Source organism: Shewanella waksmanii (assembly GCF_043643685.1).
In the GTDB taxonomy this organism is placed as follows: domain Bacteria; phylum Pseudomonadota; class Gammaproteobacteria; order Enterobacterales; family Shewanellaceae; genus Shewanella; species Shewanella waksmanii_A.
In genome coordinates, this window is sequence record NZ_JBHZSN010000020.1 from 1 (window position 1) to 26,708 (window position 26,708).

Consider the following 26,708-nt stretch of genomic DNA (forward strand, 5'->3'; position numbering starts at 1 on the left):
CCACAACAGAGCATTTCTTCGTATCCATTGCTGAGCATGATGAAGAGTGTGAAGCCAAAGAGAGAATGGCCAAACTGCTAGCAGCGTAAGCTGTTAGTTTTAGTCTTCGCTGGGGGAGTTGTCTCTTGGCGAAGAGTATCGCTTTCTACGGGGAGTATCGCCTGCAGCGGGGAATGTGGTTGTCATCTTGCTGATGGGGGCTGGAAAGGGGGTCGCTTCCAGCGGGGGGCTTGCCATTATCATGCTGATGATAAGCCGAAAAACTGCGCCTCCAGCGGGGTATGTGCGAACGCGCTTATGACCCGCCGTAAATACATCCATGTAGGCTTCACGGTGACCTGATGTGAAAGGATTCACAAATGTCGTGATGGCAGGGATGCCAAGGAGCGGCCTGTCACCGAGAGTCAACGCATGTTCACACCGGGTTAATTGTCTCTTCGAATTGAGCTTATTTTGCGAAAGAACCAAAATTTCTCCCTGTGTGATTGGTTGTCATTTTCCTGATGGGTTCTGGAAAGGGTTTCGCCTCCAGCGGGGGGATGTATGATTGCATTTATGACACGGTGAATAGTCGTGCTAACGACTGTGCTTATGAACGAGAGGCATGGATGCCGAACTGGCCATTAAACAGGGATGTTGTTTAAATACATCCATGTAGGCTTCACGGCGCCCTGATGTGAACGGATTCACAAATGCCGTGGTGGCAGGGATGCCAAGGAACAGCCTGTCGCCAAGAGTCAACGCATGTTCACACTGGGATATTTACCTCTTCGATTTGGCTATGTTTTGTGGGAGATCTAGAGTTTATGACACCGTGATTGGTTGTCATCTTCTTGATGAGTGCTGGAAAGGATTTCGCCTGCCAGCGGGGGAAGAAGCAACACAAAATACCCCCCGGAACTAAAACCATAGTCTCTTGTTATGCGTCGTTTTTCCACGGTAGCTGTAGATAAATTAATGACATAGTTACAAAGGCTATCAAAGACATAACTTTAATGAACCTCAAATCCAATTCTGTGGCATCTATGTAGTGACCAATTATATATAGAACAAACGTACTTGCTGTAATCGCCATGGCAAAAAGAATACTACATAGGTATTTATTAACGTCCGAACTTTTTAATTTAGTATACGTAAATACACCAACTAATATGACAGGCAAAAATGCCAAAAAGTAAATTGGGAAGTATAAATCATCGTAATTTTCTTCTTGGTAAGCGCTTAGCATAATCATTGTGCTTAATCCGAAAACGACAATACCTATAAACTTCAGAGTAGTTTTTAAATTTGACCAAAATGTATTTTTTAATTCATTCGTCAAAAGAACACTCCATTTCCAAAGACACCCAACGCCCCAACAGGGGCCGAGCGTAGCGAGATCCCGCGCACGCAGTTCGCATTTCTGATTGGACTTGTTAAGTTTCGCCACAAGAGCGCCTTACTGGCGCCTTCATTAACACGTAGTCAGAAGTTTGTATTCCAAGATCACTCATCATCGCTCGATGGAGTTTGTTTAAATCAGACTCACTAAAATCATCAGCGTTAATGGAGACCCTGAGATTCTCTAGTGCTCCAACGACCTCCTTGGAGTTCCCGAAGAGTATTGCAGCCTCACCGAGTGCAGAAAATAGGATTCTATCGGCCTCTGCGGTAACGCATGAATCTTCATAAAGCACATATCTATGACCGAAAATCTTATTCAACGTATTAATCTTCGATTGTTTCACTTGGAATTCCATTAACTGGTGGTTGGACACGAATACCGCAACCACACCAGATATCAATGCGCATATAATTGGTAAAGCTATTTTTGTCATCTATCTATCCTTGATACACAGCTAAAGAAACTTAACGCCAAATTAAGGTGCGAACAACGCAACCACCTTACCTAAAGCATTGTGCCATCAACACTAAACTGACTTGAAGTGAGGGCGCCAAGCGTTGTGAATCACTCTTAAATTTATTGTTAGCCCTTTTCAATCCTGCCAATGTTCAGCGTTCCAGCTGTAAAATGGAAGGCTGGTTTTGCCATACACTCCACTGAGAAAGAACTTCCTTCAGGAAAGAGCTGTTTTGAGCTATATTGAAAGTTTTCCCTGTAGTTAAAAAGGGAAGTTGACTCAAAAAACACTTGAGTTTTCCTTTCTATAATATCATGTAGCACTTTAGTATTTTCTTGTTGATCAAGATAACCACAGTAATAACCGACCTGAACTTTATATTCGATATTAAGCTCTTCCAAAAACATCTTTTGGCCAGTCACACTCCTAAAATAAAAAGGTTCCTCTAGCCCAGGTATTTCAAAAGAGTATACTCCTTGATCAACGTGATCCACGCCACCAAATACGCCTTCTTTCCATTGCCTCTGAAATTCATCCATTATATTAACATCATTAATTATATAAACAGACTCCTTATGAAAGGTATCACCCTTACTAAACTTCGCAATAAATTTAGGGTTAACCTTAATCGGAAGAACCTCTTTGACATTCACTGGTATTTCTAATTCTATCGACCAATCTTCTTTTAGTGCTTGATGAGCTGTAAATAACGATATACCTAAGCGTTCAGCTTTCTTTATTGCAGTTTTAGAGAATCCATTAGTTGAAACCATAACGGCTTTGTTTGCATTGACATCAAGCATTACCGAATGAAGTGCGTCTATTTTCCCGACCGAAATTTTTGAACGATAATCCTTGCACTCAATTATTGTTTTAAGAGTCAAACCAGCAACATTTGCCGTTATTAGTACGTCTATTTGCCTAGGCCCATCTTGCCCCATCAACTTTACATTGTGTTCAACGGTTTCGTACTTTGAGTCTCGAGATAACTTCTCAAATATATTTTTTGCAAGAAGTTCAAATGAAGTACCTTTTTTCACAATTCCTCCTAAGGGCTAACATTTGTATATACGGCTTGCGCGTTTTGCCAAGCCCGGTTGAGAAAGCGTGCACTCAAATTTCAGCTAAAAATCTATTCAAAACAACTCAATAACAAAGAACCTGCAAAATTGTATTCAATACACTTTCGGTAGAAACGCGCATGCACGCTTTGCTTGCATGTTATCTCAGTAACTCTTATAAACGAGAGTGGCTGCACACTTTCATATTACTGAATTTACATAACTTATTTACACGCCGCAATAACAAATCGTGAATTGTAAAACTTGGGTCAGATTAAACTTTTTGACCCCATTCTTTTCCAAGCTTTTATCACGTCTTCTCTTATCTCTTTCCAATCATTTTCGATACCCAAAAGGTTAAATCGAAGAGATAAATATCCCAGTGTGAACATGCGTTGACTCTCGGTGACAGCCGTGTTCACATCAGGTGGCTATTGCTTCATAGCCTAGTGATAAGAGCTTTTAGAGTTTCATCCAGAAAGGCTAAATCGAAGAGACAGTTAACTCGGTGCAGATACGGTTGAGGCCTTTGACAGCATGGATGCTGTCGCAGAGCGCCCATGGAAGGGTTCACAGCGTGCCGAAAAAGTATCTGCACAAACCCCGCTGGAGGCGCAGTTTTTCGACTTATCATCAGCATGATGATTGCAAACTCCCCGTTAGAGGCGATAACTCCCCACCAATCATGGGGAATAACTGACGGCTACTTGAGAAATGTCGCCTTCGCTTATTTAGATGTTCACAGTAATGGCTAAACGCTTCCGCCATTAACAATGGCTGTCTAATGTTTTGTAATGCTTTTATATTCGCTTTGTTACCTATCAACAGCGACCAATCTTTACCGCAGCGTTTTTAAATAAAACTCTGCCTTTATGCGTCGCCTCCTGTGCCTGCGCATTACATGCAGGCTAGTTGAAAATAGCTTTGAAAAGCTAAGTATCAAAGCCATTAGCGCGAAAAAACCGCAAACAGAAATAAACAACCATTGAGAATGACTAAAACTATTAGCTGATGATTGCCCAACCAAGACAACACTCGCTAAGCATACTAACAGCGCCAAAATGGCTAATCCACGTATAACTGTTCTTGCCCAAAGCCGTCCAAAAGATAACCCCACTCCAATACCAATAATGGGAAATATTCCTAACATGATTACAATGTATCTTGGTCCAACTTCTTCAATATGCTCGTAAGGAAACAAAACAAAACTCAGCAGAATTGCTAAAGTGCTATAGCAAAAAATTGCAGCCATAATGCCGCTAACCACAGCAAAAACGTACTTTAACTTGGGGACAGACTCACTGATTTTGAGATTTTCAATATTCACGACGTATACCTTCATAGACTCCAATAGCCAAACCTTTAACTTCACCATTAAAGGCGCTACCAGTGAAAGCCATCGCTGCTGCTACTGAATCTCTTAACCGTGTTCGCAATTCATTGGTGATCTCAATATTGCTGAAACGTTTAGGCACGTTTCCATTTTTTATCATTTTTTTGAGCATTTTTCCGGAAATATTAGGCACTTTCATCCTAATAATCTCTTGAGTGATACGTTTTCGCTGCTGTCTCGACTTGTTAGCTAGTAACTGTTTTAAGCCAACCCCATTAGCCTGCGCTAGCTTGAGAGTTCTTAAAGCTATTGCTCCAGATGCTGTAGCACCTGCTAAAGAAATATAGTCCAGCGCTGAAACCGTCGTTAAGTACCAATCTTGTGAATCTAACCAATCGTTGACACCTGGTGCAAAAGCTTCTGAGCCGTTTCTCACAATTCCATTTACACATTGAGCAGTAGTCGCTGTAGCTGCACCTAGTGATAAAACAGAAACGACGGAACTACTACCTAACGTAATTGGTGTTGCTGCCGTCGATGCAGAAAATACAACCCAAGAAAGCACCGCTCCCCCACAGGCTAAAGTTGTTCCAACTAGCTCTGAAACTAGGCGACTTTCACGTACATTACTAGCACTATGCTTTAGTCCGCCGATAAATTGATTTTGCGAGGTAAACTTTGGAGGCTCTCTAAGAATGATGTGCACAGGCTCAACACGACAAACTGGCTGAAATTCCCTTAATTTAACAACCGTCATGTTCTCATCAATATAGATAATACCTGCACCAGATAACTGAATATCCGCATCTATCGATTTAAACAACTTTTCCTTATCTAATGTGTGTTCAAGTTTAGTGTTTAGCTGTTTCTGCTGCCAACTACCTCTATTCAAAGTGCTCACTTGTAAAATCCTTTTTAAGCTAAGTAAAATCATTCCCTAATCATAATCCGCACCAAATATAGAGATTCCAGCGCAATTCAATAGTGTACAAGGTATTTCTAAGCTGTATATAGTCTATAAGGATAGCTGACCGAACAAACTACTCCGCTATACAGGTAGCCCTCCAAAAACTTATAGTCAGCCATTGTTTACTCGCAGAACCATCAATAATGGTGATGACGCCTTGGGGAACGACTTGCCTACTTACGTCAACATCTAGCAGTCCATATACTTCTAGTGAGCAATAAAGTGATAAGAATATAGTGGTCAACTAAAATTGGCTGCTCCTTGGCATCCATGCCACCGCGGCATTTGTGAATCCCTTCACATCAGATGTCACCGTGAAGCCTACATGGATGTATTTATGGCGGGTCATTAAAAGCGGTCAAGTTTAACCCTTTACCCGCCTTACAGTTCTTACTACTTATTCTATTTCTTCCTCCCAATCATTTTCGATACCCAAAAGGCTAAATCGAAGAGACAGTTAACCCAGTGCAGATGCGATTGTGACCTTCGACCACAGGACGTGGTCGCAGAGCGTATAGGGATATATTCACCGCGTGTCACAATCGCATCTGCACATTCCCCGCTGGAGGCGAAACTATTCGACTTATCATCAGCATGATGATTTCTACCAGCCCGATGGCGGCAAAACTCCTTACATATTATCGACAAGATAATATCCAATAACCGCTGGCCGCTAGGGCTTGTGTAAACACTGCTGTGACACGCAGCAAGTACAATCCCTGTATGCGCTGCCGTGACGTCCTGTCACGGAAGGTCACAGCCGTGTTCACACTAGGTAACTATTGCTTCGTAGCCTAGTGATAGGAGCTTTTTGAGTTTCACACACAAAGGTTAAATCGAAGAGAGATTTAACCCAGTGCAGATGCGACAGTGACCTTCGACCACAGGACGTGGTGCAGCGCGTATAGGGATATATTTACCGCGTGTCACAGTAGCATCTGTACATTCCCCCGCTGGAGGCGAGATTTTTTGACTTATCATCAGGAGGATAAGTGCAAAGATAAATAATGGCTGGTTATAGATTTCTGACTAAAGGCTTTTATCTAATAAGTTAAGGGCCTACCACTTTATCTGTGGCTTAGCTTTCCCCTCTGACGTGCAGTTCTCAATATCAATTGATCAACGAGCAAACCCGCGGAGAGGGGATGAGCTAGAGTTAGTGTTATTTATTGTCTAATTGTTTATCACTCAATTCTGCAATAAGCTTCCAACGTTGTGGAAACTTGTCATTTAACGTACTGAAAAAGCCCATAAGATCGAGTTTTTCACTGATTGCGATTTCAGTTATGCGATTGATGTAAATATCTTCGGTTTCGTAGCTGCGAATAGGATTTCGTTCGAAAAAAAGTATAATTTCACTTTTCATTATTTAAACTCCAGGTGGTAAAAGGCTTTGAAGCAGTAAATTTTTATTGTTTATTGTGTGACTGAGCTTTTTTGAGATGAACTACTCATCGCTGGCATATTATAGAGTTAAACATGCTGTGTTTCTAGGATTTGAACGAGGTATTCAATTCTGGTTGCGAAGCCCCTAGCTAAAACCGCTATACAAGAATACCGACAATTTAATCTGCATTCAAAAACCGACCAATACGCTGGTAGGTTGCTTGGCACTCCTCGCTGACGAGGTCTTGCAGCAGCATATAGGCATGGATCATGTCGTCAAAGTGGACATGTTCAACCTTGGCTTCGGCTCGTTGCATCGCATCGACATAGGCAATTCCTTCATCACGCAGTGGATCGCAACCGGCGGTAAAAACTAAGGTTGCGGGCATGTCGCGGTTAAAGGGCCCGAATAAGGCTGAGGCTTGTTTTATGGGGGAGTCGAGCGTGAGTGGCTGGCCAAAATATTGCTCGAAGTACCATTGAACCCGCGATTTTTCCAGTAAAAAACCTTCACCATTGTCGTCATAAGAAGGGCTAGCCATGGTGTAGTCGACACTGGGGTAGATCAATATCTGTTTGTCGATACGAATATCTGGATTGTTCACGCGCTTCATGGCTAAGGTCGTACAGATGGCGCCGCCTGCGCTATCGCCCATAATCGAGATGCTGCCATCGTGGCGAATACCTGACAACACACCTTGGTAGTTGATAAGCGCATATTGGCAGTCTTCAACGCCTGCGGGGTAGGGATGCTCTGGGGCTAAACGGTATTCAACACAGATAACCACACATTGTGCCGTTGCGGCCAATTGGCGGCTAATGGGATCGTAAAGCTCGACACTGCCACACATATGGCCGCCACCGTGAAAGTGCATTACCACTGGCAAGGGGATATCTGGGTTAGGGCTGTAGATCCGCGCTGGTAGTTTGCTGCCGTTGGGGAGGGTAAAGTCTCGGTCCTCTACCAAGGGGAGTGCCGGCTTGTTATTGAGAAACGCCGCAAGTTTGTCTAGGTTAGCTCTTACCTGTTCTGGTGTGTATTGGATATTTTGCGCTTTAGCTTCGGCAATCGTTTGATTCACCGTAGCGAGAAATTCATGCAGTTTAGGGGAGACTATGCCTCGCATGCTGACAACTCCTTTTGTTTACCGGTTTCTGGCAACAAGAAACCACCAATAAAAAAGGTACTACTGAGTATCGCTATCATGATAAATGACAGCGTGTAGTCACCTTGGTTGATATCCACAAGCTTGCCAAATACCCAGAGAATTAAGGTTGAGAATAGGTAACTGATTGAGTAGAACAAGCTGAAGGTGACGGTGATCCGCTCGCCTGTCATGTTAGGTAGTTCATGGGGAATCGACACCAAGGCGGTGATAGGGAAAAAGATAAAAAAGCCTAGCGTAATCGCTGATAAAGTTTGCAACCATGGCTGTTCAATAAAAGATAAGCCAATAATATTGAGGGTGATCATGACGCCGGACAATCTGATCACTGGCAATCGTAGAGGTTGGTTTTTGCTGTAAATAATGCCCGCTATGGTGCCGATAATCCCAAAGCCGATGACCCACTTACTTTGGCTGATGCCCGCTTCAGGATAAAAGGTAAATAGGCAGATATAGAAGGTCAGTAAACCTGAGTAGGTGAAGCCATAAATCCAATTAAATCTGTCCTTAAAGCCTTGTATATAGGGCTGGCTAATTTTGCTGTTTTGCGGCTGTGCCTTGGTGTTGCTGCTCTGGCTGTTACTTTCACCAGTATCAGTATCACCATTAGGGCTTTGGCTTGTGCTGTTTGGGTCTTCTTGCGACTCAAATTGCACCATGAGCCACAGTAACGCCAGTATTAAGCTTGCCACTGAAAATAGCAGTAGCGAGGTTTGCCAACTACCGGTTAATTGGTTGATGTCGGCCATTAGCCACAATACGATGGCGGTGCCAACGTTAAACGCTACCGCGTTGATACCGTTAATCACGGGCCTTTGCGCTAAGCTAAAAAACTGCATCACGATGGGATTGAAATACACAATCATAAAGGCGCCACCTAACCCCATAAGAAAGCGACTAATAAGCAGTAACTCATAGTTGGGGGCATAAGGAGTCAGTAGCCCCATCACAATCAAAATGGAGGCGATAAAGAATGCGTATTTAACGCCATATTTAATGGCTATCCAAGCCGCGCCGAAAGTCCCGACAATCTTGGCGAGTGTCACCGCACCACTAATAAAACTGGCTGATGCTAAGCTGTCAATCTGCATGCTAGCCATGATTTGGCTCATGCTAGCAGTACCGCCAACCCACGCCATTGCAAATAGAACATAGCTGAAGAACACAAGAGTCTCGACCACATATTTATTGGTTATTTTCATGGTGAAGTGCTTCAAATCCGTTGAAAGAGAGAGTCATTAGGTTATCCAAAGCAACGGCATAAATAAGTACTACCTTAGTGCACTACTTCAACGCGACAGCCATGTTATGCTGGCTTTATTAAATAGTTGATTTTCTGTAACTTGAACACCTATCAGTTTCAGAGCTTTGCCGTTGGAGATAGTCCTTGTTAGCGTGGTTATCGTTAGATACTTGGTTGATTACTGGCTTATCAATTGCCTATTTGGGCCTACTGTTTGTGGTAGCGCAGTGGGGGCAGGGACAAGCGAGCAAAAAGTGGCTAAGTCGCCCGTGGGTTTATAGCTTATCCCTTGGGGTGAGCTGCTCTTCATGGGCGTTTTATGGCACCGTGGGCCAAGCGGCAACCACTGGGGCTTGGCTGGCTCCCATCTACATTGGCTCCATAGCTTGTTTGGTGCTGGCATGGCCGATGTTATTGCGCATGTTGCGGATCATTAAAGCTGAAAACCTCACTTCCATTGCCGACTTCATTGCCTGTCGGTACGACCGCTCTCAAGCCATAGCAGCGACGGTGGCTGTGGTATCCATGCTTGGCACTATTCCTTATATTGCGTTGCAGTTACGGGCGATAAGTACCAGCTTTGATTTACTCACTGGCACCTTTCAATCGGGGATCAGTACCGCCTTTGTGGTGACCTTAGTATTGATTGTTTTTAGCATCTTGTTTGGTGCAAGGCAGGTGGTGGCCAACAAACAAAATCAAGGGCTAGTGTTAGCCATCGCCTTTAGCTCTGTGGTGAAACTGTTTGCTCTCACTGCGGTGGGTATTTTTGCCACTTACTTTATTTTTGATGGCTTTGGCGATCTGTTAGCTCAGCGGCAAAATTTACCGCAAACTCAAGTGACCAGCAGTGGCTACTTTGTACTAACTCAAGTGATTTTAGGTGCCATCACTATCTTTATTTTGCCACAAGAGTTCCACATGATGATGATTGAAAACCATCATGAGAAAGAGCTTAGGGCAGCCCGGTGGTTGTTTCCACTGTACCTGATTCTGATTAATGTGTTTGTATTACCCATTGCTATTGCTGGCCAGTTGAGCTTTCCTGGTGGCAGTGTTGACGCAGATACTTATGTACTGACCTTGCCGCTGTTTTATCAGCAAGCTTGGTTAGGCGTTGTGGTGTTTATTGGTGGCTTGGCTGCGGCAACCAGTATGGTGATTATGGCGGCCATTGTGCTAAGTACCATGATATCCACCGAACTGCTTACCCCAATGTTACTCAAGCTACCTCGATTTCAGGCAAAACAAACACCGCAACTTGCTGGCGTGTTGCTGAATCTTCGTCGTGCCTCGATAGCCGCCATTTTATTATTTGCCTTTGCCTTTGAGCGCTATGTTGATCATCAGCATCATCTTGCGGGTATTGGTTTGCTGTCATTTGTGTTGTTGTCGCAGTTTGCTCCAGCAGCAGTGGGGGCACTTTTTTGGCGACAAGCCACCTCTAAAGGGGCATTGATCGGGCTGATTGTCGGTAGCTTACTGTGGTCATATACCTTATTGTTGCCAGCGATTTTTGCTGATGCTGATTGGGTCAATTTAGGGCCTTTTGCCATAAGTTGGCTGACACCCACCGCGCTGTTTGGCTTGGATTGGCTTGACCCGATTACCCATGGGGTGTTTTATAGCCTGTCAGCAAACCTGTTGTGCTATGTAGTGATCTCAATACTGTCGATGCGCAGTGTTGGTGAGTCAATTCAGGCCGAACTGTTTTTAAATCGTCAGCAAAGCCAGTTTGAGCGGCACTTGTCAGTCAATGACTTGTATAGCTTGTTACATCGATTTATTGATAAGCAAGAAGCAGAGAAGTTATTGCAAATTGCCCGTAACCCGCAATCTGCAGGCGGCCAAGCTAAGCGACATCAAGAGCTTATCGACCACACGCGACTAAAGTTATCTGGGGTATTGGGTTCGGCTTCTACGCGAATGGTGATGAAAGCAGCTTCATTTTCCCAAGATGTGCCCCTTGAAGATGTGGTCAGTATTGTTGATGAAGCCAGTCAAATGTTCGAGTTCAACCGCGAGCTGTTGCAGTCAGGGGTTGAGAACATCGAGCAAGGGATCAGTGTCGTGGATGCCGATATGCGCCTTGTTGCTTGGAATCAGCGTTATATTGAGCTGCTTGATTATCCCAAACATTTGGTGCGGGCAGGCATCGCCATTGATGAGCTGATTCGGTTTAATGTTGAGCGCGGGGTGATCACTGGCGATGAGGTTGAGATGCTGGTTGCCAAACGCATTGATTATATGCGCTCTGGCAATGGTCATCATTTTCAGCGTACCTTACCCAGTGGCATCGTGCTCGAGATCCGTGGCCAAGCCATGCCCGGCGGTGGTTTTGTCAGTACCTTTACTGATATTACTCGCCATGTGGAAGCGGAGCAGGCGCTGCAACAAGCCAATGAAACCTTAGAGCGGCGGGTTGCAAGCCGAACTCACGAGCTGGCTAAAGCCAAAGCCCAGGCAGAAGCGGCAAATAGTTCTAAAACCCGCTTTCTCGCAGCAGCCAGTCACGATTTAATGCAACCTTTTAATGCATTAACCCTATTTACTGACATGTTGAAGCAGCGGGTAAAATCCCCTGAGTTGGTTGATTTAGCGACCCATATTGAAGATTCCCTTAATGTGGTGGAAAACCTATTGTCAGACTTGGTTGAGATATCACGGCTCGATGGCAGCTCTAACAAAGTAGATAAGCATGATTTTGCCATTGATGAGTTGCTGGCAACGTTAACGAATGAGTTTAGCGTGATAGCTAAGCAAGAGCAGATAGATTTCCACTACCAATACAGTGGTTGTATGGTCAATAGCGATCAGCAAATGCTGCGGCGGGTGATCCAAAACTTTTTGTCTAACGCTTGTCATTATGCCCCAGCCAAGCAGCGCACCGATGGTGAACAGGCGAGAGTAGTGCTAGGCGTGCGCCGCAGGGCAAACCAAGTTGCAATTGAGGTCTGGGATAATGGCCCAGGTATTCCAGCCGATAAGCAACATAGCATTTTTGCCGAGTTTGCTCGCTTAGAGCAAACTCGGGATGTGCCTGGTTTAGGCCTGGGCCTTGCTATATCCGATAGGATAGCCAAGCTACTTGGGCATAGAATTAAGGTTAAATCGGTATTGGGTAAGGGCACATGCTTTTCGATTTTGGTTGACCGTATTGCAGGTCAGCAGCGACCGAAGAATGTGCTGTCATTCCCCCGTGAGGACACCCCAGCAGCAACAGCAGAGTTTGATATCAACGTATTGGTTATCGACAATGATGAGCTGATGCGCACTGCAATCAGCTCACAGTTATCACAGTGGGGCTGTCATGTGTTGTCGGCCAGTGACGAGGTCACCGCTACTGCCTTGCTAGAAGGCGCAGTAGATCTCAAGTTAGTGATTGCTGACTACCATTTAGATGATGATAAAAATGGTGTCGATTTGTTATCTGGCTTGTTACAAACTCACCCTGAATTTGGCCTAGCTAAACAGCATTGTGTTGTATGCTCTGCCGACCCTTCCGAGCAAGTGCGAGAGCATACCAGCCAAGCTGGTTTCGCATTTGTGCGTAAACCCCTTAAAGCAATAGCCCTTAAACGTCTGATTAAAAAGTTGGCTTAAGCGCTAGATATGAGCTACTCACACTTAAGCGTTAGTTTTAGGCAGATGGTAGCAGTTTGGTTTTGGCGGCTCCGTTAAGTAAATATAGGCTTCAAAAACCGACTAATTGCGGCTACAGCGCTAGTAAGCTTGCCTTTTTAGTTGCACAATCTCAGTAAATGATTATTGGGCCGATTATGAAAATTAGTGATGCTGAAAAACAAGCGCTTTATAAGGTTATTTATTCGCGCAGAGATGTACGCAAAGATTTCCTTGCTGATGAAATACCTAATGATGTGCTAGCGCGAATATTACAAGCAGGGCATCACGCCCCCAGTGTTGGTTTCATGCAGCCTTGGGACTTTATCTTAGTGACTCAAGAGCAAACGAAACGGGTGATTAAGCAAGGTTATGAACAAGCCCGCTTAGAATCGGCACAGCAGTTTGCCCAAGATAAGCGCAGTGATTATGAGAGTTTCAAGTTAGAAGGCATTTTAGAAGCACCGCTTGGGATCTGCGTGACTTGCGACCGAAATCGCAATGGGCCGGTTGTTATCGGTCGCACCATTAAGCCTGAAATGGATCTCTATAGCACAGTGTGTGCTATTCAAAATATGTGGCTTGCAGCCAGAGCGGAAAACATTGGTTTAGGTTGGGTGAGTATTATTCATGATGACGTGCTCAGAGAGGCACTCGATATCCCTGAACATTTGGATATCGTCGCTTATTTGTGTTTAGGCTATGTGTCGCAATTTGAGACAAAGCCTGAATTAGAGTCTTTAGGTTGGCTGCCAAGGGAAGATATTAATCAGTTAATCCACAAAGAGAAGTGGCGTCCTAAAAGCTAGCAAGGGCTGACAGTTTTAGATTCTGCGCTGTTCCCTTTCATGTAGCTTGGTGATAACACAGTGCTAAATCTGCTCTTTGTTAGGCGCTAATCACTTCATTTTCTGGCGAGGTGATCATCAACTGTTGGTAGACTAACCCTGCTTGAGTGCGGTTATAGACTTCTAACTTCAATAAGATGGCTGAAACATGCTTTTTAACTGTGGTTTCTTTAATATCCAAGTCGTAAGCAATTTGCTTATTTAGTTGGCCATCGGCGATGCAGGCAAGCACTGTGTATTGCTGGGGGGTCAATTGTGCCAACTGTCTTGCCAGTCTTTGATGTTCTGCTGCGCTTTGTTGATCGATATTGATCTCGGTATGCTCGGGTAACCAAATTTCACCCTCTAGCACTTGCTCAATCGCGTAGCTTATTACGGTGAGGTTGGCTGATTTAGGGATAAATGCGCTGGCACCAAAGTCGATGGCTTTGCGCATTATCTCCACCTGATCATCAGATGAAACCATAATCACCACCAAATCGGGAAAGTGATTTTGCAGCAAAGTTAAGCCGGTAAAGCCATCGTTACCTGGCATATGTAAGTCGAGAAATACCACTTCTAAACTTGGGTTGTCCTTGACCAGTTTAATGAGTTGCTCAAAGGTTTCAGCTTCTAAAATGTCTGTTTGCGCAAAGCTCTGTTCAACGGCCTGTTTAAGCGCTGCACGAAACAGTGGATGATCATCGGCGATAGCGACTTTAGCATGTGACATTGGCAACTCCTTTAGCGCAACTTTATGATTAACTCTTATACTACTGGCTAAATGACTGAATACAAGCAACGGCATGTTTGCTGCAAGTATTCAGTCATTTACATCACCTTAGAAGGTGTATCCCACTGTGAGTGAAATGGTCTGAGGATCGCCATAGTAGCCAATTAAGGTGTTATCCCCACCAAGTCCAGGAAGGTAACCGCCGTCATCGGTTGGGGTGACAAAGGCGTATGTACCGACTAGGTATTGTTCATCAGTGACGTTTTTCCAGTGCAGACCCGCAGTCCAGTTGCCTTCATTGCCATACCAATTTAAGCCAAAGTTAAGCAGGCCATAGCCTTCTTGGGTCAATAAGCTGTCGGTAACGGTTAGGTCATATTCGCTGCGATAATAGTAATTGCCGTTAAAAACAAACGCGCCTATTTCGGTGTCGAGGTTATAGTTAAAACCGACATTGGCGGTGGTATCTGGGGTGTTGGCCACGGTATAACTATCGCTAATATCAATTTGGTTACCGTCTTCATCATAGGAGATGACTTCTTCAAAAGAAGAATCAATCAAGCCTAGTGTCCCGAATAGGTTAAGGGATTCAGTGGCAGCATATTGCAACTCAAGTTCGAGGCCTTTAGCGGTTGAGGTACCGATGTTACCTAAACGCTGGTTTAGGTCAGAGGCATCTTCACCCGGCAATACAGTAACAAATTGGCGGTCTTTGTGGTCCAGATAGAATGCGGTTAAGTTAACCCGTAAATTGTTATTCCATTCGCTTTTGACACCAATCTCGTACGAGTCTACAACTTCTGGGTCAACTGCTGGTTCTGGTCCTTGGGCTCTTGGGTTAAAGGTGCCTGATTTAAAGCCCTGTGAGTAGCTGGCAAAGAACATCATGTCTTGGTCGTATTGATATTCAACGCCGATCCTTGGGGTAAAGCGGCTCCAATCTTCACTGTCATCTAATACGGTGGGAATACTGGCTTCGATTAAGTCTTCGTCTCGCTCAAATCCTGGGTACCAGCCAGTTTGTGGGTAAATACTATCGAAGATAACACCATTGTTGACCGTGGCCTGTTTCTCTTCTTGGGTATAACGTGCCCCTAAGGTTAAAGAAAACTTGTCGGTGAAGTTATATGAGCCTTGCACGTATGCGGCATAACTTTCACTGTTGTTGCAACCACTGACTTCACGAGTTAAGCCGCCGAAATCGATGAAAGCTTCTTCTAAAATGGCGTCAAACAGGCCGCAGGAGTCACCTTTAAAGTAGTAAAGCCCAGAGACTAAAGTCAGGTTATCTGAGTCGTAGTTAACTTGAAATTCTTGCGAAAACTGTTCGTCATCGTAAATGGCAGGCACATCGAAGATTCGCAGATCGGTATTATCAAAATCAATGTTGGTCGGCGAGTAGCTTTCCCTTGATGCGGTAACAGACTTGAAGGTCCAGTCATCGTTAATAAAGTACTCTAATGTAAAGCTCAGGCCTTCAGTCTCAACCTTGTTCCACGTCGGCATACTGGTGTAGGAGTCGTAAACACTGTCAGGTACTGGGGCATCAGTTAACAGACTTGGCAGTAATCGATAGCCACCTTTGGCATTGGATTCATCTTCGGTCTTATCGTAGTTGAGACGCATGAATAATGCGTCTGTAGGCGTGTACTCAAGGGTTAATCGACCAGCGAGCACATCTTTGTTGTAGTTTTCCTTATCTTGGCCCGGTAGCGCCGATTTTAAGAATTCACCGTAACCATCGCGTTGCAGGCTTGCGAGTGCAAACCCAAAATAGAGTTTGTCGTCAACTAAAGGGTATTGGCCTGCGATTTTAAAATCTGTTTGCTGATAACTACCATAAGTACCTTGTAGGCTAAATTCAGCATCACCAGTCATCTTACGAGTGACATATTTTATCGCGCCACCTATGGTGTTTTTGCCATAAAGTGTTCCTTGTGGTCCGCGCAATACTTCAACTCGCTGTACATCGAGGATATCTAACACAGCGCCTTGTGGGCGAGCAACATAGACATCATCGATATAAATACCGACACCTGGCTCATAGCCCCAAAGTGGATCTTCTTGGCCAACACCACGAATAAATGCCGTAAGCGTCGAGTTGGTACCGCGGCTGCGCTGCAAGGTGGTGTTAGGGGAGAATTGTTGCACCTCTATGACTTCGGTGATGCCGTTTTCAGCCAGTTGTTCGGCACTGACTGAGGTGACGGCCACAGGGACATTTTGTAAGCTCTCGGCAGTTTTACGTGCTGTAACTTCGATGCGCTCAAGCGTGGCTTCATTAACGACAATCTCTTCTTCAGCATGCAGTGCTTGGCTGCTTAGTGCCGCGGTGATAGCCAATGCTAGGCTGCTTAATTTAACTATTTTCTTGTCCATAGAGGTTCCCTGTTTAGTACTTTTATTTGGTTAGGTACTACTTGGTCTTGGTTATTAATGACTCTATAGCAATGGTTAACTAAATTAATCGGTACTATAGTAGTATATGTTATTAAATTGTTGTTTTTAAATGTTTATGTTGCTCTTTTGAATCTTTTTTATTTGGTTGGTAACGTCTGTTTTAGGGCTAAATTTGCCAGAAATTAGTGATAGCGATTGCAGCGCTAATCGGACTTGGCAGCAGATAAGTGTCTTGGGTTCCGCCACCTGGTTTATCACCCTTTACGGGAAAGCCATGCCCCAAGTTTTCTATGCGGACTAATTGCAAAGCGGGCTGGTCTTGTTGGTACCAAGTTTGGGTGCGATAGCCTGCTGATTGAGTGAGTTTTGCCGGTTCGCTGAGTTGTTGTAGCGCTATCCATTGCTCAGTGATTGCTTGCGCGTTAACAGGATTGACTATTTCATCGTTATCGCCGGTCCAAACCGATAAGCTAGGCCATTGAACTGAGCCTTTAGCATTGACTTGCTGCGCTAATTGCTTTGGTGATACTGCTGGGCCGCTGCGCATACATGAAATGGCTTTGGTTAGGGTATCGGCGCAGGGATAGGCTAATCCGCCAATAATTGCCGCCGATTTAAACATCTCTGGGTAGTGAATCATCATTGCGCTAGCCATCGCGCCGCCCGCTGACAGGCCGATGATATAGGTAGTGGTGCTTTGGGTTTGTTGCTGAGCGTGCAGCAGCATGTTTTTTAGCGATAACATTTCGCCACTATCTTTATCAGTGTCTTGAGGGGAGAACCAATTAAAGCAACGTTTGATATTGTTGGTTTTTGCTTGTTGAGGCAGCAATAAGTTGAACTGTTTGTTCGCCGCCAACCACGCAAAGCCGCTGTGTTTGGCGAACTGTAGCGCATCTTGTTCACAACCATGCAGGATCAACACTAGTGGTGCGCCGCTGCGCTCAGCTTTAATTAAATGCCCACTGAGTTGACCTGGGTTGTCACCAAAATTTTGCAATGGCTGGCTAATGCCATTGGGGCTGACGACCAGTGTCAGTAGTAAACATAGGCTGATAAACAGTGGTCGTTTTAAGCTTAGGTCGCCTTTAGCGTGTTGAAGTGTAAACAGTATTGCCATAATGCAGGTTCGCTTTTTAACTGTATGTGTTTCGAACTTGCTGAAAAAATCGGTTTCAAGCAATGGCACTTTAGATCTATAGCGGTGATTTGTGGGCTAAAAACGGCGAAGTTTGGATTTATTACTATACTCAAGACTCTTAATACTGCGCATATGGAGCACAAAATGAGTCATACTTATAAGAAGATTGAGCTTGTTGGTTCGTCGCCGCTAAGTTCTGATGATGCGATTAAAAATGCCATTAGCACTGCCGGGCAGTCATTAAAGCATTTGCGCTGGTTTGAAGTGGTAGAAACCCGAGGTCATATTGAAGCTGGGGTTATTGCCCATTGGCAGGTTACGATTAAAGTGGGTTTCACTTTAGAAGAACATGCTTAAACAGAAAAGCCAACAGTGTTTGTTGGCTTTTATCGTCTAACTTGATGACTTCATTGCTGCTTTGAAGCTGGGGTTAATCCAAATAGCTAAGTAGCTGCCGCTTTACCTTGGGCGAAGCAAAGGCTTGCTCAACACTGGTTCGGTAAATATTGTGGTAATCCTCTAAGGTTAAATTAAACGTTTGCATCACTTTACGCACTTCATCGGTCATGGTGGTGTTTGACACTGTGCGGTTATCGGTATTGATGGTTGTGGGCAAGTTGTCGTTGTAAAACGCCTTAAATGGGTGGTTTGCCAAAGTGTCAACGGCTTTGGTTTGGATATTACTGCTAGGGCAAGTTTCTAAGCCAACATGGTGTTGCTTAACTTGTTCATAGGCGGCTTTGTGACCAGTAATATGAATACCGTGACCAACTCGCTGAGCATGAAGCTGGGTGATGGCATCATAAACGTTTTGTCCTACACCTTGCTCGCCCGCATGAATGGTAATGTTGTAGCCTTTTTGCTTAGCGTATTCAGCATAAGGGATGAATTGCTCACAAAAGCCAGGTAGTTCAGCACCAGCCAGATCAAATGCTGCTACGCCCTTATTGAGAAATGCAGCGCCTGCATCGATGACGTCATAAATATTGTCTTTTGCGAAGGTGCGTAATATCGATAGGATATAATTGCCTTTAATATCATATTGCTGCTCCGCCCGTTGCATACCTTTGACTGCTGCGGCAATAATTTCTTCGAAACTTAGGCCTTGCTGTTGGTGCAATTGTGGTCCAAAGCGAACTTCAAAATACTTGACGTTCTCAAGTGCAGCATCTTCAAACAGCTCAAATGAGATACGCTCGATCGCATCTGCGGTTTGCATCACCGATAACGGCAGGTCAAAACGCATTAGGTATTCTTCAAGGTTAGTACAGGTTTCCGGCGCAATCATCAAGGTATTGATTTCGTTGATGTCTTGGCTGGGTAATGACACATTTTGAGCGTTAGCAAGGTCGATAATAGTTTGTGGGCGCACGCTGCCATCAAGGTGACAATGTAGATCGATCTTGGGTAAGCTTAAATAGTTCATGAGTCTCTACCTTTATTATTGAGTGCCATGATAGTCGCGGTTCATTTTATGATAAGCGCGTGCGCTATCACTCCATTAATACATAGACTAGATTTGGCTGGGTATAAAGTTACAGACTTCATAATCAAGAATTTAAGGCTCTTGGTAGAAACTCCCAAACCATATTATTGGGATTATACGAAGTGATTTTGGGCGACTATACCATCCCCAAAACTTGCACGCAATATGACTATTTAGTTAATCCTAATGCTAAGAGGCTGTGGCAGCTTGGATTATACTGATTGGTATTAAGCATCTCGTGGTAAGCCTTTCTCTACGGCTTTGATCACCCGAGCGGTTTTGCGACTTGTTGTTATTGTTTGTTGTTGGCGCATGAGTGCCCAGTCGATATGTTCGATGACCATCTCATCGACTTCATCTGAAGCTCTGCGTTGTTGTAAGGCTGCAATGATGGCGTCGGATTGTGGCGCATTACCCAAAGCCACTGCAATATTTCTTAGCCAACGTTTATGACCGATCCGTCGAATCGGGCTACCCTCTGTTAGGCGCAGAAATTGCGCTTCGTCCCAGTTAAATAGCTCGACTAAATTGGCCTTAGATAAGGAGGCGCGAGTATGAAAATCGCTTTCTTGAGTTAGCGGCGCTTGGTTATTGACCGGGCAAACAAGTTGGCAATCATCGCAGCCATAAATGCGATTGCCCATTAATGGTCTAAACTCAACGGGAATTGCACCTTGTAGCTCAATGGTCAAATAGGAAATACACCGCCTTGCATCCACAGTATAAGGCGCAACAATCGCATCGGTTGGGCAGGATTTGATACAGGCAACGCAAGTATTACATTGCTCGGCCACAGGAATGTCCACTGGTAAAGCTAGGTCGATTAATAGCTCGCCAAGGAAAAACCAGCTACCAGCCTGTTGATTGAGGATTAACGAGTGTTTACCTGTCCAGCCGAGTCCGGCCTTTTCGGCCAGTGGGCGCTCCAAAATGGGGGCAGAGTCCACAAACGGGCGAAAGTTACTCGGGTTATACCCCCATGCTTCTAGCTGTTGATCAATTTTTTGGCCTAACTTCTTTAGCCGATTACGCATCATTTTATGGTAGTCACGGCCGCCAGCATAACGAGAAATATAAGCTAAGTTAGGATCCCTTAGGTGGGTGCCAAACATGGCATTGGGAGGTAGGTAATCCATGCGCGCGCAGATCACACGTTGGGTGCCTGGGTGTAATTCATTAGGACGGGCTCGCATCATGCCATGGTTTGCCATGTAATGCATTTCGCCGTGATAATCATTGTCGAGCCACTGCTGCAATTTAGCTTCTTCAGGCTGCAAATCGATATCGCTAATCCCTATTTGTGCAAATCCAAGCTCAAGACCCCATTGTTTTATGTGGTTGCTGAGCTTTTGTAGTTCAATTGCACTGATTGAATCCAGCGAGTTTAGCGGTTTTACCATGAAAGTTTATTGAAAATGAATAACGGCTGGATCATATCAGAAATGGATAGATTCGTCTTGAACTGCGTTTTCGCCGCCGTATTGAGTGCGTGTCAAACACAGTTTTCGTTTTTTAAGGTCAAAAACCGCCTTGGCTTGAATAATTTTATTAACATTTCCACAGTGCTTTATATTGTAAAAATTGTTAATGCAAACTAATTATCTAAAAAATGCCAATTAGCAGTTATTAATAATGCGTTTTTAATAAAATGCCGTTGATACAATTTTGCGCATTGATATTGTTGTGAAAATGTAGATTTAAGAATTGTACGCTCTATTATATTGAGATGACTTTTTAATCTTGTAGGCAAAGGTATATGACGCTAAGGCTCAAAATAATCACATTTGTTGGTGTTCTATTTTTATCTTTTCTAACCATCGTTTTTCTGGGCTTACAAGCGCTTTCACAAGCAAGTGAGAATGACAATATTGCTCGTATTAACCAGTTAATGAAAAGCACGGTTAATATTGTTGAAGAGTTTGAATTGTTGGCTGCGACCGGTGAGTTAACCGATGAGAAAGCCCAGCAATATGCCAGTAACATGTTGCGGGAAAATAAATATCACGACTCTGAGTATGTCTATGTTGTCGATAAACAACTTAATTTTGTTGCAACTCCACATGACCCGCAGTTGCACGGCACCAGTTTTAATGATTTTAAAGACGCCAGTGGTAATAGTATTGGCCAAATGGTTGAGCGTTTAGTTGGCAATAAGACTTCGCAAATCATTACCTACCATTGGGACTCTGAGCGCGAGGGGCGAGTGGTTGACCTTACCTCGGTAGTGCAAAAAACGCCGCGATGGGGGTGGTACGTTGGTACGGGGATAAGCTATGCAGAAGCCGATGCCCGCTATTGGTCTGTGGCAAGTTGGCTGCTAACGTTATCGGTGATTATTGCCGTGGGATTATCGGCGGCGCTTGCTCACTTTGGGCTTAAAATGCGCAATGCCTTAGGGGCGGAAATTGATGACGTTCATCGCATTGTAACCCAAGTTTCTCGTGGTGATTTAAAGCTAAATCCAGAGTTTCAAACCCAAGATGATAAGAGTGTGCTTGGGGCGATGAACTATATGCAGCAAGGCCTGCAAGGTGTGGTTGTTGGTATTAAGGGCGTTGCTGATACCCTTAACTCACAAACCAAAGATGCCGAGAGGCGTGCAACCGAGCTGGAAAGCTTAACCAGAACCATGAATGAAGAAACTCAAATTGTGGCTTCTGCTATTACCGAGCTTACTGCGTCTTCGACCACAGTGGCGGACCATGCTAAGCAGGCTGCTGAGTCGGTACAAGAGGCAGAGGAGCAAGGCCAAAGTGCTTACCTGCTTACAGAAGAGTCTTCCAAAACCATTGAGCTGCTGGAAAGGCAGATTGAAAGTGCGGGGGCTAATATCCAGATTTTGGATGACGAGGTCAACAATATTGCTAACGTACTGACGGTGATTCAAGGTATTGCTGAGCAGACCAATTTACTGGCGTTAAACGCGGCCATTGAGGCAGCTAGAGCGGGTGAGCAGGGCCGCGGTTTTGCTGTGGTTGCTGATGAAGTAAGACAACTTGCACAGCGCACCCAAAGCAGCACCGGTGAGATCCACCAAATGATCGCCAAACTGCAAAATGCCACTCGTGATGCCAAGACCTCGGTGAGTGAGAGTATTCAGACCAGTGAGCAAACGGTAGTCAAGTCGCAACATGTGGCTCAAGAATTAAAAAACATTGCTCAATCTTTATCGGCTATCTCGTCGATGAGTCACCAAATTGCCGAAGCGGCGACTGAGCAGCAAGCTGCAGGGGAAGACTCGGCTAAACGGATTGTCAATATTTCTGAAACGGCGGCTAATACTGCGACTGTGTCGCAAAATGCCCATCAAGCCAGTGATCAAGTGCAGTCGTTAACCCGTAAATTGGAAGTGGAAATCAAGAAGTTTTCTATTGAGTAGCGGTTGGAATAATTATTGATCCGAGGCGTGTGGCTTTCTCAGCTTGCGGGCAGATGTTAGTATCTGTGCAAATCGTAAATGAGTCTCTGTGGTTATGACTGCTAAGCTTACTTTGGCAGTATGAGGTTTGGTGCAATTGTTGATACGCTGGCTTTTGTTAATCGTTTCGCTATTTCCTGTGAGCGCCAATGCGCAGGACAGCTCACTGCGGCTGATCACCGAGCAATGGGCGCCAATGAGCTATCAAACTGGCACGCAGCCTCAAGGTTACATGATAGATTTGGTTAACTTGCTAAAGCGTCAGTCACCGGATCTCACATCAGCTGAGATTGAGGTGCTGCCATGGGCAAGGGGTTATGCCATAGCCCAGAGTACAGCTAATGTGCTGTTGTTTGCCACCTCCATGAACGATGAGCGTTTATCCCATTTCGACTTTGTTGGACCTGTTGCAACCACTAGCGTTTATCTTTATGCCGGTGCCGATGATCCGGTTTCTTTGACGAGTCTGGCAGATTTAAACAACACTGATACGGTGGGAGTGTATCGCGACTCGATTGGCGAAGGTATTTTACGTCAAGCAGGAGGAGTCTCACTGTTAGTGGCCAGTTTTCCCCATCAATCCGCTCGGCAACTCATGCGCAAGCGGGTGAGGTTTTGGTCGCAAGCGGATGTCGCGGTAGCAGGGCTGCTGACTGAAATCGGCGCCGATATGTCGCAAATAAAGCCAGTGTTGAAATTAAAAGAGATTGAACTGTATTTTGCTTTTTCAAAGGGTACCGATAAAGCCATTGTTAAACAGTGGCATCAAGCACTGGTGGCGGTGAAGCAATCTGGGCAATTTGAAAGGCTATACCAAAAATGGTTTGTTAACTTCACTGCGCCGACAAAGACGCAAATTATCTGGCGCCAGCCCTGATAAGTTAATCTTCAGTGTGCCGATAGAGTACGGCACAGTTTTTACCGTTTGATTTAGCTTGGTATAGCGCGTTGTCGGCATTTTGTAGTAACGCACTAAAATCAGTTTCACTTTGTTGCGTTGCCACCCCAGCACTTGCTGTTAGATAAAAATCATCACTGATGTCAGTGATGGCGGTTTTGGCGATGGATTGAATCAGTCTTTGAGCGACCAATAGGGCTTGTTGGGCATTGGTATTTGGCAGTAATACTAGGAACTCTTCGCCACCGACACGGCCTACTAAATCGTTTTCACGCATTAAAGCCACACTGATATTGGCCATCCCCATCAAGGCTTTATCGCCTATGTCATGACCAAATTGGTCGTTGATTTTCTTAAAGTTGTCTACATCAAACAGGATAAGTGACAGTTGTTGGCCTGAACTTGGAAGCTGTTTAAAGTAGGCCTCGCCTTGTTTGTAAGTATGACGTCGGTTTGGCAGCTGGGTTAAATGATCTGTCATGGCAAGAGAGGACATTTTTTTCGAGCGTTTGGTTTGTTTGTAGGCAAAGACGCTGACAACCAGCATCAACAAGAAGCCCATTATGATCACGGCAAGTTGCAGCAAACGGTTTTGCTCGTAGATTTGCAATTCGTGCTCTTTAATTTTTTGTAATTGCAGTAGTTGCTGGTTTTCGTCTTCGATACGTTCGGTATTAAAACGGGTGCGCATTTCGGTGGTGAGGTTGGTTTGTTGTTTAGCGTCAAGCTCATTATGTATAATCAGATATTGTTCTAAAGCCGCCAACGCATTATCAGTGTCATTCTGTGCTTTATAGATTTGCGTTTTAACTTGATATAATTGTGCTAATCCGCGTTGATTGTTGATTGTTTCGAAACTATGTTGAGCTTCCTCAATGGATGCGAGTGCAGCTTCAGGTTGCTTATCTAATAGGGCTATTTCTGCCTCAAACAGATTGAGATAGCTATAAAAGGCGCCAAATTTAGGTTCAACATGTGGCTTTGCTTGGGCCAGAAACTGTTTAGCTTGTGGGATTTGGTTGAGCTTAATTAAAGTGCCTGTTAAGTTGACTGCCACTAAGCTTTTTCCTAATTGGTCATCTTTGGTTTCCCAATAGTCGTAAGCTTTCATATAGGTGTCTAGTGCTTGCTGATACTGTTGCAACTCTTCTAACGCGATTGCCATCTCTGTTGTCATGGCTATCGCGCCATCAAGGTCACCCATTGCTTTATATTTTTGCTCCAGCTTTTTGTAGTGCTTGATGGCCGTTTGTGGGTCGCCAAATCTACGGTAACTGGTGGCAATATCTGATAGGTTATATAAACTCCAATACTCAAGGTTTAGTGAGTCATACAGGCCTTGTGCAGTGATCAGATCTTCAAGTGCTTGGCCAAAATTACCTTGAAACGAGAACATTCTCCCTCGTAAACTACGGGCATCAGCTATCAAGCGCGGTGTTTCAGCTTTATAGGCTGCTAGAATCACATCATTGTAACCTGTTAAAGCTGCATCAATATTGTTCAAATTTTGATTTAACCATGCCTTACAAAGCTTAAGATCAATAACAGCTTCTGGTGACTGTATTATCAGGTTTGAGCTGAGCTGAGTGTCGGCAAATTTTACCCCTTGTTTGAGCGAATCTGGATCGGTCATATCATGGGCCCAGCAAAGTGCCCGTTGCAAGCGTCGGTAGTTTTCTGGGGTGCTGGCATCAATATTACTTTTTAAGAACTCAAGGTGCTTATCAATGGCGGCTTGGTCTTGGGGTTTACCGCTTTCTAACAGCTCAAAGGTTTGCTCTACAGTTAAGTTTTCAACTTTGGCATGACTGGCAGTGGACAGTGACAATAAACCGATAAACAGCAGTAAGCTGTAGAGGGAGCACAAACAGTAATGTGAAGTCTGGTTTGTTTTTTTCATGTGAGTTATTGCCAGCCTAAATGCATAGAATCCATCCGTATTGCATATCAAAAGCATAGTTCATTTTTACCATACTTATTTGAAGTATCGGAATTATTTTGCATATTTTAAACATTATAATACAAATTAGGCAGTTGTATATGGTGATGTGTTATTGGGTGTCATTTTTGCAATTTTTAAAGTGACAGCGTATAAAGGCTGCTTTTGAATTAATGCACAAGAGAGACATATAGATGAGAGCGTGGTTAACAGGCTTATTAGTAATGGTTTCCATGCAGGTGAACGCTGGCTCTAGTTTGGAAAAATCTGGCGATGTATTGCATTTGTTGATCCCTGCGGCAAGTTTTGGCGCGAGTTTATATGTAGAGGATGACTTTGAAGGCGGTTGGCAGCTGATAAAAACCGGTGTGGTGTCACGCTTGGTGGTGGAAGGGCTGAAGTACAGTGTTGATAAACAGCGTCCTGATGGCTCAGGTGATGACTCATTCCCATCGGGTCACACCGCGGATACCTTTGCTGCCGCCACGTTTGTGCAGCAGCGCTACGGTTGGGAGTGGGCCATTCCCGCATATGTGGGTGCCGCCTACGTTGGTTATACCCGGGTAGCGAGTGATAAACATCATGTTGAAGATGTGTTGGTTGGCGCTGCAATAGGTGTTTTATCAGGTTTATATTTCACCGACCCTTATCAGGGCATCACCATTACGCCGATAGCGGGAAATGGTGAATATGGGCTATATGTCAGCGGTAAGTTTTAATTTTTCTAGAGTACTCAATAATGAACCAGCAAAATTACAATGATCAAGTTCAGCAAGTTGCACTAAATGTATGTAATAGTGTGATTCCAATGGATAAGGTGCCAGAAAGTTTATTGGAAGCCTACGCTAACCTGTGCAATGAACTGTTGCAAGATAAGGATGAGAAGTTTAACTCTGCTTGGCAAGGGCTGCCTGCCAGTGCACAGAAATTAATACCTCAAGCTGATTTTCATGGTTTTTACATTGCCAATGCTTGGTTGCAATTGTCACGTGTGGCTCAAGATATTGCCGAGCTTGCAGATAGCGATGACGCGATTGATGAGAAGGAGTATAACGGCATCTTTACTCGTTTATCTGATGCATCGTTAAAAGAGAGTGTTAAAAAACTCAAGAAAGCCCGCACCGATCGCGCACTATTGAATAGTATCAAGACAGTGATTGCAGGCTAGTAGCCTTGGTGAACGGTCGATGATTTTTCATTAAAAAAGCGACGCTATGCGTCGCTTCTTCTATTAATACCTACCGGCAA

At 44.4% G+C, this 26,708-nt stretch carries 22 protein-coding genes and 1 riboswitch; of the genes, 7 read left to right on the top strand and 15 right to left on the bottom strand.

Translation table 11 applies throughout. The features are described 5' to 3' along the window. Positions 1 to 99: 99 nt before the first annotated feature. From ACHUFW_RS20505 to ACHUFW_RS20545, 9 genes are all read right to left on the bottom strand, one after another. Positions 100 to 321, bottom strand: coding sequence for a hypothetical protein (locus tag ACHUFW_RS20505; RefSeq protein WP_394205748.1), 222 nt, complete (start codon positions 319 to 321; stop codon positions 100 to 102). Positions 322 to 919: 598 nt separating this feature from the next. Beyond that, complete coding sequence (locus ACHUFW_RS20510) at positions 920 to 1,429, bottom strand: hypothetical protein (RefSeq protein WP_394205749.1); 510 nt, start codon at positions 1,427 to 1,429, stop codon at positions 920 to 922. Next, complete coding sequence (locus tag ACHUFW_RS20515; RefSeq protein WP_394205750.1) at positions 1,416 to 1,817, bottom strand: hypothetical protein; 402 nt, start codon at positions 1,815 to 1,817, stop codon at positions 1,416 to 1,418. The genes ACHUFW_RS20510 and ACHUFW_RS20515 overlap by 14 nt, the downstream gene beginning before the upstream one ends. Before the next feature lie 149 nt (positions 1,818 to 1,966). After that, on the bottom strand, positions 1,967 to 2,881 hold the full coding sequence (locus ACHUFW_RS20520; RefSeq protein ID WP_394205751.1) for a restriction endonuclease: 915 nt from the start codon (positions 2,879 to 2,881) through the stop codon (positions 1,967 to 1,969). A gap of 859 nt (positions 2,882 to 3,740) precedes the next feature. Next, a complete protein-coding gene (locus ACHUFW_RS20525) occupies positions 3,741 to 4,229 on the bottom strand; it encodes a hypothetical protein (RefSeq protein WP_394205752.1) in 489 nt (162 codons plus the stop codon). Further along, entirely contained in the window at positions 4,219 to 5,169 is a 951-nt protein-coding gene (locus ACHUFW_RS20530; RefSeq protein WP_394205753.1) for a hypothetical protein, read from the bottom strand. Before ACHUFW_RS20530 ends, ACHUFW_RS20525 begins: the two co-directional genes overlap by 11 nt. 1,195 nt (positions 5,170 to 6,364) lie before the next feature. Further along, on the bottom strand, positions 6,365 to 6,568 hold the full coding sequence (locus ACHUFW_RS20535; RefSeq protein WP_394205754.1) for a hypothetical protein: 204 nt from the start codon (positions 6,566 to 6,568) through the stop codon (positions 6,365 to 6,367). A 199-nt stretch (positions 6,569 to 6,767) separates the two neighbouring features. Next, complete coding sequence (locus ACHUFW_RS20540; RefSeq protein WP_394205755.1) at positions 6,768 to 7,715, bottom strand: alpha/beta hydrolase; 948 nt, start codon at positions 7,713 to 7,715, stop codon at positions 6,768 to 6,770. After that, complete coding sequence (locus ACHUFW_RS20545) at positions 7,703 to 8,956, bottom strand: MFS transporter (protein ID WP_394205756.1); 1,254 nt, start codon at positions 8,954 to 8,956, stop codon at positions 7,703 to 7,705. Before ACHUFW_RS20545 ends, ACHUFW_RS20540 begins: the two co-directional genes overlap by 13 nt. A gap of 185 nt (positions 8,957 to 9,141) precedes the next feature. On the opposite strand from ACHUFW_RS20545, the gene ACHUFW_RS20550 reads away from it, so the two are divergent. Both ACHUFW_RS20550 and bluB read left to right on the top strand, forming a co-directional pair. After that, complete coding sequence (locus ACHUFW_RS20550) at positions 9,142 to 12,600, top strand: hybrid sensor histidine kinase/response regulator (protein ID WP_394205757.1); 3,459 nt, start codon at positions 9,142 to 9,144, stop codon at positions 12,598 to 12,600. Between the two features lie 176 nt (positions 12,601 to 12,776). Next, the gene (bluB, locus tag ACHUFW_RS20555; protein ID WP_394205758.1) at positions 12,777 to 13,427 is read left to right on the top strand and encodes a 5,6-dimethylbenzimidazole synthase; all 651 of its coding nucleotides are present in this window, start codon (positions 12,777 to 12,779) and stop codon (positions 13,425 to 13,427) included. A 79-nt stretch (positions 13,428 to 13,506) separates the two neighbouring features. On the opposite strand, the gene ACHUFW_RS20560 is transcribed toward bluB, so the two are convergent. The 3 genes from ACHUFW_RS20560 to ACHUFW_RS20570 form a co-directional block, all read right to left on the bottom strand. After that, the gene (locus ACHUFW_RS20560) at positions 13,507 to 14,178 is read right to left on the bottom strand and encodes a response regulator transcription factor (RefSeq protein WP_394205759.1); all 672 of its coding nucleotides are present in this window, start codon (positions 14,176 to 14,178) and stop codon (positions 13,507 to 13,509) included. Between the two features lie 108 nt (positions 14,179 to 14,286). Beyond that, a complete protein-coding gene (locus ACHUFW_RS20565) occupies positions 14,287 to 16,557 on the bottom strand; it encodes a TonB-dependent receptor (RefSeq protein WP_394205760.1) in 2,271 nt (756 codons plus the stop codon). A 187-nt stretch (positions 16,558 to 16,744) separates the two neighbouring features. Next, complete coding sequence (locus tag ACHUFW_RS20570; RefSeq protein WP_394205761.1) at positions 16,745 to 17,698, bottom strand: extracellular catalytic domain type 1 short-chain-length polyhydroxyalkanoate depolymerase; 954 nt, start codon at positions 17,696 to 17,698, stop codon at positions 16,745 to 16,747. A gap of 165 nt (positions 17,699 to 17,863) precedes the next feature. On the opposite strand from ACHUFW_RS20570, the gene ACHUFW_RS20575 reads away from it, so the two are divergent. Further along, a complete protein-coding gene (locus tag ACHUFW_RS20575) occupies positions 17,864 to 18,076 on the top strand; it encodes a dodecin (RefSeq protein WP_394205762.1) in 213 nt (70 codons plus the stop codon). A gap of 73 nt (positions 18,077 to 18,149) precedes the next feature. Here the strand turns inward: ACHUFW_RS20575 and add are convergent, their stop codons facing one another. Both add and queG read right to left on the bottom strand, forming a co-directional pair. Then, positions 18,150 to 19,145, bottom strand: a complete 996-nt coding sequence (gene add, locus ACHUFW_RS20580; RefSeq protein ID WP_394205763.1) for an adenosine deaminase — start codon at positions 19,143 to 19,145, stop codon at positions 18,150 to 18,152. 101 nt (positions 19,146 to 19,246) lie between these two features. Continuing rightward, positions 19,247 to 19,346: riboswitch (purine riboswitch) on the bottom strand. A gap of 86 nt (positions 19,347 to 19,432) precedes the next feature. Further along, positions 19,433 to 20,605, bottom strand: a complete 1,173-nt coding sequence (queG, locus tag ACHUFW_RS20585; RefSeq protein ID WP_394205764.1) for a tRNA epoxyqueuosine(34) reductase QueG — start codon at positions 20,603 to 20,605, stop codon at positions 19,433 to 19,435. A gap of 356 nt (positions 20,606 to 20,961) precedes the next feature. Between queG and ACHUFW_RS20590 the strand changes: the two genes are divergently transcribed. Then, on the top strand, positions 20,962 to 22,584 hold the full coding sequence (locus ACHUFW_RS20590) for a methyl-accepting chemotaxis protein (RefSeq protein ID WP_394205765.1): 1,623 nt from the start codon (positions 20,962 to 20,964) through the stop codon (positions 22,582 to 22,584). Positions 22,585 to 22,714: 130 nt separating this feature from the next. Then, complete coding sequence (locus ACHUFW_RS20595; RefSeq protein WP_394205766.1) at positions 22,715 to 23,500, top strand: substrate-binding periplasmic protein; 786 nt, start codon at positions 22,715 to 22,717, stop codon at positions 23,498 to 23,500. A gap of 4 nt (positions 23,501 to 23,504) precedes the next feature. Here the strand turns inward: ACHUFW_RS20595 and ACHUFW_RS20600 are convergent, their stop codons facing one another. Then, the gene (locus ACHUFW_RS20600; protein WP_394205767.1) at positions 23,505 to 25,421 is read right to left on the bottom strand and encodes a tetratricopeptide repeat-containing diguanylate cyclase; all 1,917 of its coding nucleotides are present in this window, start codon (positions 25,419 to 25,421) and stop codon (positions 23,505 to 23,507) included. A gap of 263 nt (positions 25,422 to 25,684) precedes the next feature. On the opposite strand from ACHUFW_RS20600, the gene ACHUFW_RS20605 reads away from it, so the two are divergent. Continuing rightward, positions 25,685 to 26,179 (top strand): phosphatase PAP2 family protein, encoded by a 495-nt coding sequence (locus tag ACHUFW_RS20605; RefSeq protein ID WP_394205793.1) that lies wholly within the window; start codon positions 25,685 to 25,687, stop codon positions 26,177 to 26,179. 20 nt (positions 26,180 to 26,199) lie between these two features. Continuing rightward, positions 26,200 to 26,628: a DUF3069 domain-containing protein gene (locus tag ACHUFW_RS20610; RefSeq protein ID WP_394205768.1), complete on the top strand. Its 429-nt coding sequence runs from the start codon at positions 26,200 to 26,202 to the stop codon at positions 26,626 to 26,628. The last annotated feature ends 80 nt before the right edge of the window (positions 26,629 to 26,708 follow it).